Raw genomic sequence first — 16,368 nt, 5'->3', positions numbered from 1 at the left:
GAATGCGCCCTGAGAAGACGGGAGTGGCCATGAGCGACGACGAGCAGCGCCACGACGGCGAGCACGATCACCAGCCCGAAGGGGCGGCGGTGCCGGACGCGCCCACGGCGCGCCCCGAGTTCACGCCACCGAGCGCCGCCGACCGCCAACTGCGGGCCGAGCTGGCCCGGATCCGGTCCCAGGCGGGCACCCTCTCCTCACAGAACGAGCGGTTGGTGCGCACCCTCAAGGAGGCGCGCCAGCAGATCGTCACCCTCCGCGAGGAGGTCGACCGCCTCGCCCAGCCGCCGGCCGCCTACGGCGTCGTCCTCGAGACCCACGAGGACAACACCGTCGACATCCTCACCGGCGGCCGCAAGATGTGCGTCGCCGTGAGCCCCACCGTCGACCGGGCCGAGCTCGCGGTCGGCCGTGAGGTCATGCTCAACGAGGCCATGAATGTCGTCTCGACCCACGGCTTCGAGCGCAGCGGCGAGGTCGTCCTGATCAAGGAACTGCTCGGCGACGACCGACTCCTCGTCGTGGCCCACGCCGATGAGGAGCGGGTGGCGCGCCGCGCCGATTCCCTGCGCGAGGAGCGCGTGCGCGTCGGTGACGCGGTGCTGCTCGACGCCCGGACGTCCATCGCCTACGAGATCATCCCGCGGGCCGAGGTCGCCGACCTGGTGCTCGAGGAGGTCCCGGACCTGTCCTACGAGGACATCGGTGGCCTGCGCGGTCAGATCGAGGCGATTCGCGACAGCGTCGAGTTGCCCTACCTGCACGCCGATCTCTATGCCAAGCACCAGCTGAAGCCGCCCAAGGGCGTCCTGCTCTACGGCCCTCCCGGCTGCGGCAAGACCATGATCGCGAAGGCGGTCGCGAGTTCGTTGGCGCGCAAGGTGGCCGAACGGGAGGGCAAGCCCGACTCGACGGCCTACTTCCTCAACATCAAGGGCCCGGAGCTCCTCAACAAGTACGTCGGAGAGACCGAGCGGCACATCCGGCTGATCTTCCACCGCGCCCGCGAGAAGTCGTCCGACGGCACCCCCGTCGTCGTCTTCTTCGACGAGATGGACAGCCTCTTCCGGACCCGCGGCTCGGGTGTCTCCTCCGACGTCGAGACGACGATCGTGCCCCAGCTGCTCGCGGAGATCGACGGCGTCGAGGGCCTGGAGAACGTCATCGTCATCGGTGCGACGAACCGCGAGGACATGATCGACCCGGCGATCCTGCGCCCGGGCCGCCTCGACGTGAAGATCAAGATCGAGCGTCCCGACGCCGAGGCCGCCCGCGACATCTTCGGCAAGTACTTGACGCCGGATCTGCCGCTTCACGCCGATGACCTGGCGGAGCACGGCACCCCGGTGGAGACGGTCAACGCGATGATCGACGCCGTCGTGGCCCGGATGTACTCCGAGCAGGACGAGAACCAGTTCCTCGAGGTCACCTATGCCGGCGGGGACAAGGAGGTCCTCTACTTCAAGGACTTCAACTCCGGAGCGATGATCCAGAACATCGTCGACCGGGCCAAGAAGATGGCCATCAAGGATCTGCTCACCACGGGCTCCGAGGGTCTGCGCGTCGAGCACCTGCTGGACAGCACCGTCGCGGAGTTCAAGGAGAACGAGGACCTGCCCAACACGACGAACCCCGACGACTGGGCCCGGATCTCGGGCAAGAAGGGCGAGCGGATCACCTACATCCGCACGCTCGTCAACACGAAGTCGGGATCCGAGCCGGGTCGCTCCATCGCGACCGTGGACAACACCGGCCAGTACCTCTGACCCCGGCCTGAATCGGCTCAGCTCGTCTCGGGTTCGGGTGGCGTCGCCGCGCCGTCGCGTTCGTCGCGGTCGGCCCACTCGAGCAGGGGAGTGATGTCGAAGGTGGCGTCGTCGATCCCGGCGTGCAGGTCGCCCAGGGCGGCGAAGCGGGCCGGGACCGTGGCGATCGTCAACTCCTGCGGCTCCACGTCAGCGATCTCGTCCCACCGGATGGGTGTCGACACCGTCCCGCGCGGATTCCCGCGGACGCTGTAGGCCGCGGCCATCGTGTGGTCGCGTGCGTTCTGGTTGTAGTCGACGAAGAGGGAATCGAGCGCCCGGTCCCGGCGCCACCACGCCGTCGTCACGTCGTCCGGCAACCGGCGCTCGATCTCCCGGGCGAAGGCGAGCGCGGCCCGGCGCACCTGCCCGAAACCGTGGTCGGGCCGGATCCGCACGTAGATGTGCAGGCCCGAGCCGCCGGACGTCTTCGGCCATCCGACGGCCCCGAGCTCGTCGAGGACCTCGTGACACGCCACGGCCGCCCGGCGCACGGTGTCGAAGGAGCACTCCGGCATCGGATCGAGGTCGATCCGCCACTCGTCCGGGGACTCCGTGTCGGCCCGGCGGCTGTTCCACGGGTGGAATTCGACCGTCGACATCTGGACGGCCCACAGGACACTCGCGAGTTCGGTCACGCACAGTTCGTCGGCGTGCAGGCCATACCGCGGGAAGTGCAGTCGCACCGTCTCCAGCCACGGGGGAGCGCCGGCCGGGACCCGCTTCTGGTGGACCTTCGGGCCGTCGACGCCCTTCGGGAAGCGGTGCAGCATCGTCGGTCGCTCGCGCAGCGCACGCACGATCCCGTCGCCCACGGACAGGTAGTAGCGGGCGAGGTCCAGCTTGGTCTCGCCTCGCTCGGAGAAGTAGATCCGGTCCGGGCTGGAGAGGCGCACCTCGCGCCCCTCGACCTCGAGGATGACCGGCGGCGTCGTCCCCTTCGCGCTGGTCATGCGTGGTGCCTAGGCCCGGCGCCGGAGCGCGGCGCGCACGGCTCGGTGCCCGAGGATCCAGCCGCCGAGGACGACGGTGGCGACGACGACGAAGGGTGCCGCCGTGCCCTGGTCGGTGGCCGCGCGCAGCGCCATTCCACCGACGATGGTGACGAGCCACGTCGGGACGCCCGACCGCAGCGAGAGCGGCCAGTGGCTGGCGACGAGGCGCACGCCCACCCACCCCAGTCCGAGGGCGAGGAGGAACGGCCATGCGGTGTGCCACCACCCGCCGAGGGTGAGGCCCTCGTCGTGGCTGAGGCGGCCGACGACGGCGAAGGCGGCCACGCCGATGACGTCGAGGGCTGCGGTGCGTCCGGTCGTTGACCCGTCGGTCACATCAGGCCTTGTCGAAGAGGGACGGCTGCGGCGGGGCATGCGTCGGGTCGACGCCGTCGAAGAGGCTGGAGACCGACTCACCCGCGTGGATGCGGGCCATGGCCTCGGCGAAGAGGCCAGCGACGGAGCGGACCTGCAGCTCGGGCCAGTCGGCCGGTCGGGGGATGGTGTCGGTCGTGACGACCGAGGTGACCATGGGGTGGTTGCGCAGCCGCTCGACCGCCTTCCCGGTGAACAGTCCGTGGGTGCACGCCACCGCGGCCTCGGTGACGCCCTCGTCCTTGAGTCGGTCGAGGAGCTCGACGATGGAGCCACCGGTCGCGATCTCGTCGTCGAGGACGATGGCCTTCTTGCCGCGCACGTCGCCGACGATGGCGTCGATGACGACCCGGTCGTCGGCCAGCCGCTGCTTGGAGCCGGCGGCGACGGGCAACCCGAGCAGGCGCGAGAACTGGGTGGCTGTCTTCGCGTTGCCGAGGTCGGGGGAGACGACGACGGAGTTGTCGAGGTTGCCCAGGCCGCGGAAGTGGTCGGCGAGGATGCCGATGGCCGTGAGGTGGTCCACCGGGACGGAGAAGAACCCGTGCACCTGCGGGGCGTGCAGCGTCATCGTCAGCACCCGGTCCACCCCGGAGGTGACGAGCATGTCTGCCACGAGGCGACCGCCGAGCGAGATGCGCGAGGCGTCCTTCTTGTCCGAGCGCGCGTAGGCGAAGTGCGGAATCACCGCGGTGATCTGGGCCGCGGACGCGCCGCGGGCGGCGTCGACCATCAGGAGCAGCTCCATGAGCGACTCCTGGGTCGGGGGCACGAGCGGCTGGACGATGTAGACGTCGCGCTGTCGGCAGTTCGCCAGGAGCTGCGCCTGGAGGCAGTCGTTGCTGAAGCGGGTCGTGCGCGACGGGGAGAGCGGCACCCCCAACTCCGCGCAGATCCGCTCGGCGAGCTCGGTGTGGGAACTGCCGGAGAAGACGACGATGTCGCGCATCCGCTGGGACCTCTCTGTCGGGGTGTCGCTGTCCGCCAGCCTAACGAGGTCAGGCGTCGGGGTGCAGGTGTGTCCGGAGCTCGCCGACGAGTTCCGCACGGTGCTGTCGACCACCGGTGTACGCACCGGGGAACGATGCGAAACCGTGTGGGGCGCCGACGTAATTGGTCAGCCGCGTGGGCACCCCCGCAGCCTCCAGGGAACGTGCGTAGCGGATCCCGTCGTCACGGATCGGGTCCAGGTCGGCCGTCTGGACGAGGGCCGGTGGCAGGCCGACCAGATCGCCCAGCAAGGGGGAGACGAGCGGGTCGTCCTGCGGGTGGCCATCGAGGTAGAGACGGTGGAAGGCGAGCACCGCGTCCTTGGTGAGGATCGGGGCGTGCGCGTGCTCGTCGAGCGACGGCGAGGAGAGCGTCAGGTCGGTCGCCGGATAGATCAGGGCCTGGTGGCGGATCGGGCTGTCACCCGCATCGCGCCAGACCTGTGCGACGACCGCCGCGAGGTTGCCACCGGCGCTGTCGCCGGCCACCGCCACCCGCGTGGCGTCGACGCCGAGCTCGACCGCGTTCTCGACCACCCAGGCCGCGACATCGAGGACGTCCTGCACGGGCCGCGGCGCCGGGTGCTCGGGCGCCTTGCGATAGTCCGGCGCGACGACGACCGCACCGACCTCCGCGGCCAGGTGCGTGCACAGGGGGTCGTACATCGTCGGGTTGCCCTGCACCCAGCCGCCGCCGTGGAACCACAGCACCACGGGGAGCGCGCCGGCATCCGCACGCGGCCGGTGGATCCGCACGGGAACCTCGTGTCCGTCGCGGACCGGCACCCGGGTGGTCCGCGTGGTGACCCGCCGGTCGAGGGCGCCCGTGACCCACGCGAAGGGCGGGACGGCCGGGAAGACCTGGGCCCGCGAGCGCCGGATTCCGTCGAGGTCCTGATCCACGATCGAGCCGCGCAGGCCGTTGTCGAGGAGGGTCGTGAGCACCGTCAGCGCGGGGGACATGCCGGGGTGTGGGGCCTTCATACCGCCATCCTCGCCGATGCCCGGCGTCGCCGCACGGGTCCGTGGCGTTCGCCGTGCTCGTCGTTAGGGTGAGGGGATGACCGTGCGTCGTGTGATGGGCATCGAGACGGAGTACGGCATCGCCGTGCCCGGTGACCCGGGGACCGCCAACCCCATGGTGCTCTCGGGGCAGGTCGTCACCGCCTACGGCACCTCCCACGGACTGCGTGCCGCACGCGGCGCGTGGGACTACTCGTGGGAGGCGCCGCTCCAGGACGCGCGGGGGTTCGCCGTCGCCCGCGGCAGCGCGGACGCGTCACAGCTGACCGACGAGGAGGACCCCACCCTCGCCAACGTCGTGCTCACCAACGGCGCGCGGCTGTACGTCGACCACGCCCACCCGGAGTACAGCTCGCCCGAGGTCACCACGCCACGCGGCGCCGTCACGTGGGACCGGGCCGGCGAGCTGATCATGCTCGACGCCGTCAGGCGCCTGGCGCAGACGCCTCCCGGTGTGAACCTCTACAAGAACAACACCGACGGCAAGGGCGCCTCGTACGGCACGCACGAGAACTACCTCATGAGCCGGTCGACCCCCTTCCCGGCGATCGTGAAGGGGCTCATCCCGTTCTTCGTCGCCCGTCAGGTGATGTGCGGCTCGGGTCGCGTGGGGATCGGTCAGGAGTCCCGCACGCCGGGCTATCAGATCGCCCAGCGGAGCGACTTCTTCGAGGTCGAGGTGGGTCTCGAGACGACCCTCAAGCGGCCGATCATCAACACCCGCGACGAGCCCCACGCCAGCGCCGACCGGTACCGCCGGCTGCACGTCATCCTCGGCGACGCCAACCACGGCGACGTCCCCAACCTCCTCAAGATGGGCACGACCTCACTCGTCCTCCGGCTCATCGAGGACGGGGCCATCACCCGGGACCTGAGCGTGCGCAATCCCGTGGCCGCACTGCGCGCCGTCTCGCACGACCCGACCTGTCGTCAGCTGGTCGAACTCACCGACGGCACCCGGATGACGGCCGTCCAGCTGCTGTGGGCCCACCACGAGATGGCCGCCCGACATGTGGCCGACCGGTGGGGCGACGACGTCGACGCGGACACGACCGAAGTCCTCGACCAGTGGGCGCGCGTGCTGACGCTCCTCGAGGACGACCCGATGTCCGCGGCCCGCGACGTCGACTGGGTGGCGAAGCTCGCTGTGCTCGAGGGATACCGCGAGCGAGGCGGTCTCGAATGGACCGACCCGCGACTGCGGGCCATCGACATCCAGTGGTCGGACGTGCGCCCGGAGAAGGGCATCTTCCACACCATCGCGGCCGCCGGCCGGATGACGCAGCTCATCGATGACGACACGGTGGCCGCCGCCGTGCACCTGCCGCCCGAGGACACCCGGGCCTGGTTCCGCGGACAGTGCGTGGCCCGATTCCCCGAGCACGTCGTTGCGGCGTCGTGGGACTCGGTCACCTTCGACGTGCCAGGTCACCCGACCCTGCAGCGGGTGCCGACCCTCGAACCGCTGCGGGGGACCAGGGCCCACGTCGGCGCCGTCCTCGAGGCGAGCGACGACGTGGGCGCCCTCCTCGCCGGACTCCACGGCATGTGACACCTCCGGTCGCATAGGGTCGGAGGACCACTCCTCGCAGGAAGGTGAACGACCATGGCAGGTCAGGAACAGATCAGGCCGCAGCGCCGTGACAACGGCCCCGACGAGGAGGGTGGTCCCGCGCCGGTGGCGCCCGAGGTGGCCGCCCGCAAGGAGCAGCTCGACAGCGACCTCGACGGCGTCCTCGACGAGATCGACGGCGTCCTGGAGAGCAACGCGGAGGAGTTCGTCCGCAGCTTCGTCCAGAAGGGCGGACAGTGACCGACGCCCGCGGGGGACACCTGCCAGCCGCCTATCTCGCGGCAGGCTCGTCCTCCTTCACCGAGTTCCTCGGCTCACACTCGCCCGAGCTGCTGCCCGGGCGTCGGGTGCTGCCCGCGGCCGGGGTGGTCGAGGCACCGCACGGCACGACGATCGTGGCGCTCGCCCACCGAGGGGGAGTCGTCATCGCCGGTGACCGCCGGGCGACGATGGGCAACGTCATCGCCAACCGCGACATGGAGAAGGTCTTCGCGACCGACGAGTACTCGGCCGTCGGCATCGCCGGCACGGCGGGCATCGCGATCGAGCTGGTCAAGCTCTTCCAGGTCGAACTCGAGCACTACGAGAAGATCGAGGGCACCCTGATGTCCCTCGAGGGCAAGGCCAACCGGCTCGCCACCATGATCCGGGGCAACCTCGGCCTGGCGATGCAGGGGCTGGCCGTGGTGCCGATGTTCGCCGGCGTCGACCTCAACCGCGGCGAGGGCCGGATCTTCTCCTACGACGTGACGGGCGGCTGCTACGAGGAGCGCGACCACCACAGTGTCGGCTCGGGCTCCCTCTTCGCCCGTGGCTCACTCAAGAAGCGCTGGCATCGTGACCTGACGGAGGACGCGGCCGTCGCGACTGCCGTCGAGGCGCTCTACGACGCCGCCGACGACGACTCCGCCACCGGCGGACCCGATGTCCATCGACGGATCTGGCCCACCGTGGCCGTCATCGACAGCGCGGGCGTCCGCTTCCTCGACGACGCCACCCTGGCCGGGCACGTCGCCGACCTGCTCGCGCGTCACGACCGCGAGGACGGGGGTGCCCGATGAGCCAGATGCCGTTCTACGTCTCGCCCGAGCAGCTCATGAAGGACCGGGCCGACTACGCGCGCAAGGGGATCTCGCGCGGACGCTCCGTCGTCGTCGTGGGCTACGACGGTGGCATTGCCTTCGTCGCCGAGAACCACTCCCGGGCCCTGCACAAGGTCTCGGAGATCTACGACCGGATCGGTTTCGCGGCCGTCGGCAAGTACAACGAGTTCGAGAACCTGCGCGTCGCGGGGGTCCGCTACGCCGACCTGCGTGGCTACTCCTACGACCGCTCGGACGTCACCGCCCGCGGCCTCGCCAACGCCTATGCCCAGACCCTCGGGACCGTCTTCACCCAGGAGTCCAAGCCCTACGAGGTCGAGATCGTCGTCGCCGAGGTCGGCGCCGACGCCGACGCCGACCAGATCTATCGGCTCACCTACGACGGATCGGTCGCGGACGAGCACGGATTCGTCGCGATGGGTGGGGCCGCCGAGGGCATCGCCACCGGGCTCGCCGAGGGCTGGAGCCCGGGGATGTCGCTGGCGGAGGTGCTTCAACTGGCCGTGCCGCTGCTCGGTCGCGACGCGACCGGCGAAGGTGCGGACCGCACGCTGACCGATGCCCAGCTCGAGGTCGCGGTCCTCGACCGTCGCCGTCCGCGACGCACCTTCCGGCGCGTCTCCGGGTCCCTGCTGCGCGCCCTGCTCAACACGGATGACCCGACCTCGGCGGTGCCCAGCGCCGACGAACCCGTGCCCGGCCACCACGACGAGCTGACGGGCGAAGGCACCGCCACCACCAACCCCCAGACTCAGCGGGAACACGAGCAGCCCGCCACCGACACCGACCCGCAGGGATCCTGAGCCGTGCAGCGACGCATCTTCGGGATCGAGACCGAGTACGGCATCACCTGCACCCAGAACGGGGTCCGCACGCTGACCCCGGACGAGGTCGCCCGCTACCTCTTCCGCAAGGTCGTCTCCTGGGGCCGGTCGAGCAACGTCTTCCTCGTCAACGGTGCGCGGCTCTACCTCGATGTCGGCAGCCACCCCGAGTACGCGACGGCCGAGTGCGACGACGTGCGTGGCCTCGTCATCCAGGACAAGGCGGGGGAGCGGATCGTCGAGGACCTCGCGACGGACGCCCAGCGTCGCCTCGACGAGGACGGGGTCACCGGCGAGATCTACGTCTTCAAGAACAACGTCGACTCGGCGGGCAACTCCTACGGCTGCCACGAGAACTACCTCGTCGAGCGCTCCGGCGACATCGGGCACCTCACCGACGTGCTGCTGCCCTTCCTCATCTCCCGCCAGATCACCTGCGGTGCCGGACGGGTCGTGCCGTCGTCGAAGGGGGCGACCTTCGCCGTCTCGCAACGCGCGGACCACATCTGGGAAGGGGTGTCGTCGGCGACGACCCGCAGCCGCCCGATCATCAACACCCGCGACGAACCGCATGCCGATGCGGAGCGGCACCGCCGCCTGCACGTCATCGTCGGCGACTCCAACATGAGCGAGACGACGACGATGCTGAAGGTCGGCTCGGCGCACCTCGTCCTCCAGATGATCGAGGCGGACTTCCCGATCCGCGACCTTGCCCTGGAGAACCCCATCCGCGCGATCCGGGAGACGGCCGGTGACCTGACCGGCGCTCGACCGCTGCGGCTGGCCAACGGCAAGAACGCCACGCCGCTCCAGATCCAGGCCGAGTACCTCGAGCGCGCCATCGCCTTCGCCGACGCCGAGGGCATCGACGACCCGATGACGCGCGACGTGCTTGACCTGTGGGGTCGCACCCTCACCGCGGTGGAGACCGGCAATCACGGACCCGTCGCCACCGAGATCGACTGGATCATCAAGTACCGGCTCATGGATGCCTGGTGCGCCAAGCACGACGTCGACCTCGACGATCCACGGGTGGCGCAGCTCGATCTCGCGTACCACGACATCAACCGCCAGCGCGGCGTCTTCCACGTCCTGCAGCGTGCCGGTCGGGCGGCTCGGATCTGCACGGACGAGGAGATCCAGGGCGCGATCAGCACCCCACCGCAGACGACGCGCGCCAAGTTGCGCGGAGACTTCATCCGGGCCGCCAAGGAGCATCACCGCGACATCAACGTCGACTGGGTGCACCTCAAGGTCAACGACCAGGCGCAGCGGACCGTCCTGTGCAAGGACCCCTTCGCCGCCGTCGACGAGCGCGTCGACCGGCTCATCAGGGCGATGGGCGAGGGCGCCGAGACACACGCCTGACCTGCGACGGTCAGGCCGCGCACAGCGGCGCGCGTTAGGGTGGCGCGGTTCCTGCACCCCAAGCCCATTGAGGTTCCTTGTGAAGTCCACGTCCCTCCGAGCGGTCGCCGTTCTCGCAGCTGGCGCGCTGGCCCTGACCGCCTGCGGTTCCGATGACGCCAACACCGACCCCGGCGCGAAGACGCTGGAGAAGATCGAGGTGTCGGGCGGATCCGACACCAAGGCTCCGACCGTCAAGCTCCCGTCGTCCCCCTTCACCGTCGAGACGTCCGCGACTCGCGTGATCGACGAGGGTGACGGCGAGGTGACGACCGACAAGCAGATCGTCCAGACCGAGTACGTGCTGCTCAACGGCAAGGACGGCAAGTCGCTCGACGACACGTACAAGGCCGAGATCGCCCCGACCTTCGACCTGTCCAACGAGCAGCTCATGCCGGGCCTGAAGAAGGCGCTGACCGGCCAGAAGGTCGGCTCGCGCATCGTCAGCGCGATGGCCCCCGCCGACGCGTTCGGCGACACGGGAAGCGAGCAGCTCGGCATCGGCGCCACGGACACGCTGATCCTCGTCGCCGACATCAAGAAGATCGTCGAGGTCAAGGAGAAGGCGGACGGCAAGCCCGTCGCCGCGAAGGCCGGGCTCCCGACGGTCAAGGTCTCCGACGACAAGGCCGCGACCTTCACGATGCCCAAGGGCCTCACGACGCCGAAGACGACGATCGCCCAGAACCTGCTCGCGGGTGACGGCGACACCGTCGAAAAGGGCAAGACGATCTACGTCCACTACACGGGCGCGACGCTCAAGAACAACAAGGTCTTCGACTCCAGCGTCGAGCGCGGCACCCCGTTCAGCTTCACCGTGGGTCAGGGTCAGGTCATCAAGGCCTGGGACGAGGACCTCATCGGCAAGAAGGTGGGCGACCGCGTCCTGTTGATCGTGCCGCCGGCAGATGGCTATGGCAAGACCGGCAACGAGTCGGGCGGGATCAAGGGCACGGACGTGCTCGTCTTTGTCGTCGACATCCTCGGTGTGGCCTGACCACCTGCCACACCAGCAACCTCGTACACCGAACACTGACATCGCAAGACTGAAGCAGCACGAACCGAAAGGACAACACATGCCGTTCGACCCCAAGACCACCAAGCCCGAGATCGACTTCCCGGGTGACGCCCCGAGCGAGCTCGTCGTCGAGGACATCACCGTCGGCGACGGTGCCGAGGCCACCCCCGGCAAGCAGATCGAGGCCCACTACGTCGGCGTCGCCCACTCCACGGGCGAGGAGTTCGACGCCTCCTGGAACCGCGGCGCGCCGCTGGCCTTCACGGTCGGCGTCGGCCAGGTCATCCAGGGCTGGGACCAGGGCCTGCTCGGCATGAAGGAGGGTGGGCGTCGCAAGATCGTCATCCCGCCGCACCTGGGCTACGGCGACCGTGGCGCCGGCGCCGCGATCAAGCCGGGCGAGACCCTGATCTTCGTCGTGGACCTCGTCAGCGTCTCCTGACCCGCTGAGTCCCTCGACGGGCCTCCGCCGAGACACGAAGGCCGCCGTCCCCCACGCGGGGTGGCGGCCTTCGCCGTGCCCGTCCCCCCCCTTCTCCCGATTTTTGGGCATCAGGTGTCCATTACTGGGGGCGGACGGCCCCCTTCGGCCGAGTTTTGGGACATCAGGTGTCCATTACTGGGGGCGGACGGCCCCCTTCTCCCGAGTTTTGGACATCAGGTGTCCATAACTGGGGGCGGACGGCCCTCTTCGGCCGAGTTTGGGACATCAGGTGTCCATAACTGGGGGCGGGCGGGGCACTTGAGCCGAGTTTGGGACATCAGGTGTCCATAACTGGGGGCGGGCGGGGCACTTGAGCCGAGTTTGGGACATCAGGTGTCCCTAACTGGGGCGGACGGCCCCCTTCGGCCGAGTTTGGGACATCAGGTGTCCATAACTGGGGGCCGGTCAGGCGGTGCCCGCTGCGCGGGCGCGCACGACGTCGCCCCAGGCCACGGCGAGCGCGCGACCCAGCACGGCGATCCGGTCGTCGTGGGGCTGCATCAGGGCCGCCATCTCGCCGGCCGGGGCGCCGTGGTTCTGCGCCCAGGCGTCCATGAGCTCCGGGCCCGCCTCGGGGTGGAACTGGACGCTGAGAGCCGAGCCGACGCGCATGGCCTGGACGGCGTGCCGCTGCGACGACGCCAGGACGACGGCCCCGGGCGGCGGGATGTCCACGACGTCATCGTGCATCTGCGGCACGACGTCACCCGTCGCGGCGGCCGGTCCCAGGACGGGGTCGTTCGCGGCCTCGTCGGACCAGGTGACTCGCACGGGTCCGTGCTCTGGCCCCTTCGGATCCGCGACGCTGACATGGCCGCCGAGGGCCTCGGCGAGCAGTTGGTGCCCGAGGCACACGCCGAAGGTCGGCACCCCGGCCTCCACCGCGTCGGCCAGCAGGGCGCGCACAGCGGGGAGCCACGGCGCCCGGTCGTCGTCGCGCGCATTCATCGTGCCACCGAGGACGAGCAGGCCGTCGCCGATGTCGGCGAGGTCGGGGACGGTCTCACGGGAGACGAGCCGGACGTCGAGGTCGAGGCCGGCGTCGTCCGTGAGCCACGACTGCAGCCGCTCGAGCGGGACGTGCTCCTCGTGCTGGACAACCGTGACGCGGGGTCGGGGGAGTGGGCTCATCGAGCACCGCCCACGAGGGAGGCCGCGTGACGGCCGGCCGCCGCCGCGCTGACGAAGGCGGACCAGTCGCGGTTCAGGCCGCGCCCCATGGTGGAGAGGCGGACCGGCGACGCCTCGAGCGCCGCGCCGAGCCGGCTGATGTCGATCTCGTGGGGGGTGAGGGTGCCGCTGGCACCCGCACAGAGTTCGTGCGCCTGCCGCGCGACGCGCTCGCCGAACTCGCCCTCGAGCCGAGGGATCGGGACGTCGGCGCGCCCGAGCAGCACCCGCCCGAAGGCGGTCACGCTGTGGTGGGACAGCCCGTGATGCCGGGGCCGCTCGTCGGCCTCGGACACGCGCAGGCAGGCGACGCCGCGACCGCCGAGCGTCGTCACGGCGTTGAGCGCCTCACCGGCGGAGACGCCGGAGAAGCCCCACGGCGTGCCGGTGCCGGCGTTGCCCGGGCCCTGGGCGACGATCGCGATGTCCGCGCCGAGGACGTGGCGGCAGGCGAGCAGTCCGGAGTGCAGGGTCACGGCCTCGTGGGCGCCGCCGAAGGCCTGCCCGACCGTGACGGTCGTGTGGAGCCACCGGGCCTCGACGAGACCGGCCACGGCCCGCGAGAACGCGAGCGGCAGGGCCGCGTCGTCGGTCATGACGTACGCGACCTTCAGGTCGGGGCGGTCGGCGCGGATGCCCGCGAGGATCGCGGGCAGCGCCGAGTGCAGGTCGGCGGACACGACGGGGAGCCCGTCGAGGGAGTCGGCCGCGGCCAGAGTGGCGTGGTCGGGGCTGTCCTGTTCGTCGACCGACAGGACCATCTGCTGAAGGGGCGTGTAGCGGGCCTTGACGATGTGTCCGTCGCCGGGCGGCGGGTCGATCGGGAGACGATCCGGAATCGCCACGACGAGCGCGAAGCCGCCGGTGCCCAGCCCACGGCGCAGGGCACTGACGTTGAGCAGCACCCGGTCCCCGACGACGGGAGTCCCCACGACCTCCGTGTACGCCAGCGCGCGCACCGTGGTGTCGTCCGCGGGCACCTCCACGTCGTACTCGGCCGCGCCGGGCCACGCCCGGACGGCTGCGGTCACGGTCCCGACTCGCCAGTGGATCACCGAGGCAGGGTATCGGGACGACGCCACCCGCCGTCGGGTACCGTCACCACGTCCGTCACCGCGGACGCCACGCCGAGCAGCGGGGAGTGAGCACCATGGCCGTCGCCAACACACCGAGGGCGAAGACCGAGCGCCTGATGAACCTCGTGATGTGCCTCCTCGCCACGCGTCGAGCGCTCCCGAAGTCCCGCCTCCGCCAGGTCGTCCCGCAGTACGCCGAGGCACCGTCGGACGAGGCCTTCGACCGCATGTTCGAGCGCGACAAGGACGAGCTGCGCGAGCTCGGCATCCCACTCGTGACGGAGGACCTCGACTCCTTCTTCGACGATGAGCCCGGCTACCGCATCCACCAGCGCGACTACGCCCTGCCCGACCTCACCTTCGCCCCCGACGAGCTGGCGGTCCTCGGCCTCGCCGGTCGCGCATGGGCGCACGCCGCCCAGTCCGGTGCCGCCTCCCAGGCCGTCCAGAAGCTCAGCGCGACCATCGCGAGCGACGGGCCCGGGGACGGCGTGGCCCAGCCGACGATCGAGCCGCAGTTGCGGGCGACGGAGCCCGCCTTCGAGGCGACGAAGGCGGCCGTGCTCGCCCAGCAGCCGATTGCCTTCAGCTATCGCTCGGGGAGCGCCGAGGGTGGCCCCTCGGAGCGTCGCGTGGAGCCGTGGCGCCTCACGTCATGGCGCGGCCGGTGGTACCTCTCCGGGCGGGACATGGACAAGGACGCTCCCCGCGTCTACCGCCTCAGCCGCGTGCTGACCACCCCCGTTCCGGTGGGCACGGCCGGGGGCTATGAGGTGCCCGCGGACCACGAGCCGCTGGAGGACATCCGCCGTCGCGAGCCCGACGTGGAGGCCCGCCGGGCGGTCCTGCTCGTCCGTCCGGGGACCGGTCATGCCCTGCGCCGCCGTGCCGTGCCGGACACGGACCCGGGGACTGCGGGAGCCGATCGCGACCGCGTGTCCGTCGAGATTCATTCCCTGCGTGACGCCGCCGAGGAGATCGCGACCTACGGCGCCGACGTCGTCGTCGAGTCGCCGGCCGACCTTCGCGATGTCGTCGTGGACCTGCTGCGCGGCGCCCGCGACGCCCACCTCGAGGAGCTCGACGCATGACCACCACCCCCGCCAAGCCTCCTCGCCGTCGCCCCGCGGAGACGGCCACCTCGCGGCTGACCCGGTTGCTGACGATGGTCCCGTGGCTCGTCAACCGCCAGGGGATCGCCATCACCGAGGCCGCCGCCGGCCTCGGGGTCAGTGAGCAGCAACTCGTCGACGACCTCAACCTCGTCCTCATGTGCGGCTATGGGTCGATGCACGACGAGATGATCGACGTCCAGATGGACAGCGGCCACATCTACCTCAGCAACGCGGAGACGATCGCCCGTCCGCGCCACCTCGGCGTCGACGAGGCGCTCAGCCTCATGGTGGGCCTGCGTGCCCTGCTGGCCGTCCCCGGCGACGACAGCCGCGACGCGATCGAGCGCGCGCTGGCCAAGCTCGAGGAGGCGGCCGGCAGCCTGGCCGATGCCGCGGCCCGCGTTGATGTCGCCCCGGACGGGGCCGTGGACGAAGGTCGCCTCGCCGCCGCGCGCGACGCGCTCACCCGGCAGCGTCGCATCCGGATGGTCTACCTCGTGCCCAGCCGTGACGAGGCCACCGAGCGCGACGTCGACCCGATGCGCCTGGTCTCGCTCGACGGCCACCAGTACCTCGAGGGTTGGTGCCACCGGGCCCAGGACACGCGGCTCTTCCGGCTCGACCGGGTCCAGTCGCTCGAGGTGCTGGACGTCGAAGGGGTGCCCCCGGAGGGCGCACCCCGACGAGACCTCAGCCGTGGCGGGTTCACCGCCCACGCGGATGACGCCCTCGTCACGGTGCACCTCCAGCCGGCCGCGGCCTGGGTGGCCGAGTACTACCCGGTCGAGTCCCGTGTGGACACGCCCGACGGCTCGGTGACGGTCACGCTGCGTTCGAGCAGCACCGGGTGGCTCGTCCGGCTGATGACCCGGCTCGGCGGCCGAGCCGAGGTCGTGGCGCCGCCGGAGGTCCGACGGGAGGTCGCGGCCGCAGCCGCGGACGCCCTCGACGCCTACGAGCGAGGCTGACCACGCCCCGCCCGCTGAACGTTCCGTGAACTCGTCCGCACACCACTGCTGCCTGCGAAGTCACCCATCGAGTGCGCGTAGAGTGAACGGGTCGCACCATCTCCGAAAGGCACGTCATGCCCAACCTCGGCGCTCCCGAGATCATCATCATCGCCCTGGTGATCATCCTTCTCTTCGGCTTCAAGAAGCTCCCCGACGCGGCCCGCAGCCTCGGCCGCTCGGCACGCGTGTTCAAGGCTGAGGTCAACGAGATGAAGAACGAGGATGAGCAGCGCAAGGCCGGTCAGACGGGCACCTCGCCCGTGAACGACCAGATCACCCCGGAGGCCAACGGCAACGCCGTCCAGGAGAACGCTCCGCGGACGGACAACCCGTCCGGCCCGGTCGCCTGACCCGCCCCGCTCCGTGGCAATTCGGCGTCGCCCGCGCGACCCCGAGGGACG

At 70.6% G+C, this 16,368-nt stretch carries 17 protein-coding genes; 11 read left to right on the top strand and 6 right to left on the bottom strand.

The annotated features are described in order from the left end of the window. Nucleotides 1-2 precede the first annotated feature (2 nt). The gene (gene arc / locus ACQBAS_RS06295; protein WP_427385497.1) at nucleotides 3-1,766 is read left to right on the top strand and encodes a proteasome ATPase; all 1,764 of its coding nucleotides are present in this window, start codon (nucleotides 3-5) and stop codon (nucleotides 1,764-1,766) included. A 17-nt stretch (nucleotides 1,767-1,783) separates the two neighbouring features. On the opposite strand, the gene ligD is transcribed toward arc, so the two are convergent. Genes ligD through ACQBAS_RS06275 form a run of 4 tightly spaced genes read right to left on the bottom strand, consistent with a single transcriptional unit; the run spans nucleotide 1,784 to nucleotide 5,148 of the window. Continuing rightward, the gene (gene ligD, locus ACQBAS_RS06290; RefSeq protein WP_427385496.1) at nucleotides 1,784-2,758 is read right to left on the bottom strand and encodes a non-homologous end-joining DNA ligase; all 975 of its coding nucleotides are present in this window, start codon (nucleotides 2,756-2,758) and stop codon (nucleotides 1,784-1,786) included. A 9-nt stretch (nucleotides 2,759-2,767) separates the two neighbouring features. After that, nucleotides 2,768-3,136, bottom strand: a complete 369-nt coding sequence (locus tag ACQBAS_RS06285) for a DUF3054 domain-containing protein (protein ID WP_427385495.1) — start codon at nucleotides 3,134-3,136, stop codon at nucleotides 2,768-2,770. 1 nt (nucleotide 3,137) lies between these two features. Then, complete coding sequence (locus ACQBAS_RS06280; protein WP_427385494.1) at nucleotides 3,138-4,124, bottom strand: ribose-phosphate diphosphokinase; 987 nt, start codon at nucleotides 4,122-4,124, stop codon at nucleotides 3,138-3,140. A gap of 49 nt (nucleotides 4,125-4,173) precedes the next feature. After that, nucleotides 4,174-5,148: an alpha/beta hydrolase gene (locus ACQBAS_RS06275; protein ID WP_427385493.1), complete on the bottom strand. Its 975-nt coding sequence runs from the start codon at nucleotides 5,146-5,148 to the stop codon at nucleotides 4,174-4,176. A 76-nt stretch (nucleotides 5,149-5,224) separates the two neighbouring features. Here ACQBAS_RS06275 and dop point away from each other — a divergent pair, with 76 nt between their 5' ends. The 7 genes from dop to ACQBAS_RS06240 all read left to right on the top strand — a co-directional run bounded on the left by dop (nucleotide 5,225) and on the right by ACQBAS_RS06240 (nucleotide 11,554). Further along, the gene (dop, locus tag ACQBAS_RS06270; RefSeq protein ID WP_427385492.1) at nucleotides 5,225-6,739 is read left to right on the top strand and encodes a depupylase/deamidase Dop; all 1,515 of its coding nucleotides are present in this window, start codon (nucleotides 5,225-5,227) and stop codon (nucleotides 6,737-6,739) included. 54 nt (nucleotides 6,740-6,793) lie between these two features. Further along, a complete protein-coding gene (locus ACQBAS_RS06265; protein ID WP_427385491.1) occupies nucleotides 6,794-7,000 on the top strand; it encodes a ubiquitin-like protein Pup in 207 nt (68 codons plus the stop codon). Further along, nucleotides 6,997-7,821, top strand: a complete 825-nt coding sequence (gene prcB / locus ACQBAS_RS06260; protein ID WP_427385490.1) for a proteasome subunit beta — start codon at nucleotides 6,997-6,999, stop codon at nucleotides 7,819-7,821. Before ACQBAS_RS06265 ends, prcB begins: the two co-directional genes overlap by 4 nt. Continuing rightward, on the top strand, nucleotides 7,818-8,666 hold the full coding sequence (gene prcA, locus ACQBAS_RS06255; RefSeq protein WP_427385489.1) for a proteasome subunit alpha: 849 nt from the start codon (nucleotides 7,818-7,820) through the stop codon (nucleotides 8,664-8,666). Before prcB ends, prcA begins: the two co-directional genes overlap by 4 nt. Before the next feature lie 3 nt (nucleotides 8,667-8,669). Further along, a complete protein-coding gene (gene pafA / locus ACQBAS_RS06250) occupies nucleotides 8,670-10,055 on the top strand; it encodes a Pup--protein ligase (RefSeq protein ID WP_427385488.1) in 1,386 nt (461 codons plus the stop codon). A gap of 79 nt (nucleotides 10,056-10,134) precedes the next feature. Beyond that, nucleotides 10,135-11,091: an FKBP-type peptidyl-prolyl cis-trans isomerase gene (locus ACQBAS_RS06245; protein ID WP_427385487.1), complete on the top strand. Its 957-nt coding sequence runs from the start codon at nucleotides 10,135-10,137 to the stop codon at nucleotides 11,089-11,091. 79 nt (nucleotides 11,092-11,170) lie between these two features. Then, nucleotides 11,171-11,554 carry an FKBP-type peptidyl-prolyl cis-trans isomerase gene (locus tag ACQBAS_RS06240; protein ID WP_427385486.1) on the top strand — a complete coding sequence of 128 codons (384 nt, stop codon included), beginning with the start codon at nucleotides 11,171-11,173 and terminating at the stop codon, nucleotides 11,552-11,554. Between the two features lie 447 nt (nucleotides 11,555-12,001). Here the strand turns inward: ACQBAS_RS06240 and ACQBAS_RS06235 are convergent, their stop codons facing one another. Both ACQBAS_RS06235 and ACQBAS_RS06230 read right to left on the bottom strand, forming a co-directional pair. After that, nucleotides 12,002-12,727: a type 1 glutamine amidotransferase gene (locus ACQBAS_RS06235; RefSeq protein WP_427385485.1), complete on the bottom strand. Its 726-nt coding sequence runs from the start codon at nucleotides 12,725-12,727 to the stop codon at nucleotides 12,002-12,004. After that, entirely contained in the window at nucleotides 12,724-13,821 is a 1,098-nt protein-coding gene (locus ACQBAS_RS06230; RefSeq protein WP_427385484.1) for a DUF3866 family protein, read from the bottom strand. Before ACQBAS_RS06230 ends, ACQBAS_RS06235 begins: the two co-directional genes overlap by 4 nt. 95 nt (nucleotides 13,822-13,916) lie before the next feature. Between ACQBAS_RS06230 and ACQBAS_RS06225 the strand changes: the two genes are divergently transcribed. From ACQBAS_RS06225 to tatA, 3 genes are all read left to right on the top strand, one after another. After that, the gene (locus ACQBAS_RS06225; RefSeq protein WP_427385589.1) at nucleotides 13,917-14,933 is read left to right on the top strand and encodes a helix-turn-helix transcriptional regulator; all 1,017 of its coding nucleotides are present in this window, start codon (nucleotides 13,917-13,919) and stop codon (nucleotides 14,931-14,933) included. Continuing rightward, on the top strand, nucleotides 14,930-15,925 hold the full coding sequence (locus tag ACQBAS_RS06220) for a helix-turn-helix transcriptional regulator (RefSeq protein ID WP_427385483.1): 996 nt from the start codon (nucleotides 14,930-14,932) through the stop codon (nucleotides 15,923-15,925). The genes ACQBAS_RS06225 and ACQBAS_RS06220 overlap by 4 nt, the downstream gene beginning before the upstream one ends. Before the next feature lie 116 nt (nucleotides 15,926-16,041). Further along, on the top strand, nucleotides 16,042-16,317 hold the full coding sequence (gene tatA, locus ACQBAS_RS06215) for a Sec-independent protein translocase subunit TatA (RefSeq protein ID WP_427385482.1): 276 nt from the start codon (nucleotides 16,042-16,044) through the stop codon (nucleotides 16,315-16,317). The last annotated feature ends 51 nt before the right edge of the window (nucleotides 16,318-16,368 follow it).

The sequence above is a fragment of the Janibacter zhaoxuefangae genome, from assembly GCF_050271985.1.
GTDB lineage: Bacteria > Actinomycetota > Actinomycetes > Actinomycetales > Dermatophilaceae.
The sequence above is the reverse complement of the archived record's forward strand: the minus strand, read 5'-3'. Positions and strand labels throughout refer to the sequence as shown.

Excerpts from the sequence above, each read along its gene's own strand:
- ACQBAS_RS06235 (WP_427385485.1), bottom strand. The coding sequence starts at position 12,727 with ATGAGCCCACTCCCCCGACCCCGCGTCACGGTTGTCCAGCACGAGGAG.
- dop (WP_427385492.1), top strand. The coding sequence starts at position 5,225 with ATGACCGTGCGTCGTGTGATGGGCATCGAGACGGAGTACGGCATCGCC.
- prcA (WP_427385489.1), top strand. The coding sequence starts at position 7,818 with ATGAGCCAGATGCCGTTCTACGTCTCGCCCGAGCAGCTCATGAAGGAC.
- ACQBAS_RS06225 (WP_427385589.1), top strand. The coding sequence starts at position 13,917 with ATGGCCGTCGCCAACACACCGAGGGCGAAGACCGAGCGCCTGATGAAC.
- ACQBAS_RS06240 (WP_427385486.1), top strand. The coding sequence starts at position 11,171 with ATGCCGTTCGACCCCAAGACCACCAAGCCCGAGATCGACTTCCCGGGT.
- ACQBAS_RS06220 (WP_427385483.1), top strand. The coding sequence starts at position 14,930 with ATGACCACCACCCCCGCCAAGCCTCCTCGCCGTCGCCCCGCGGAGACG.
- arc (WP_427385497.1), top strand. The coding sequence starts at position 3 with ATGCGCCCTGAGAAGACGGGAGTGGCCATGAGCGACGACGAGCAGCGC.
- ACQBAS_RS06275 (WP_427385493.1), bottom strand. The coding sequence starts at position 5,148 with ATGAAGGCCCCACACCCCGGCATGTCCCCCGCGCTGACGGTGCTCACG.
- ligD (WP_427385496.1), bottom strand. The coding sequence starts at position 2,758 with ATGACCAGCGCGAAGGGGACGACGCCGCCGGTCATCCTCGAGGTCGAG.
- ACQBAS_RS06265 (WP_427385491.1), top strand. The coding sequence starts at position 6,794 with ATGGCAGGTCAGGAACAGATCAGGCCGCAGCGCCGTGACAACGGCCCC.
- tatA (WP_427385482.1), top strand. The coding sequence starts at position 16,042 with ATGCCCAACCTCGGCGCTCCCGAGATCATCATCATCGCCCTGGTGATC.
- ACQBAS_RS06280 (WP_427385494.1), bottom strand. The coding sequence starts at position 4,124 with ATGCGCGACATCGTCGTCTTCTCCGGCAGTTCCCACACCGAGCTCGCC.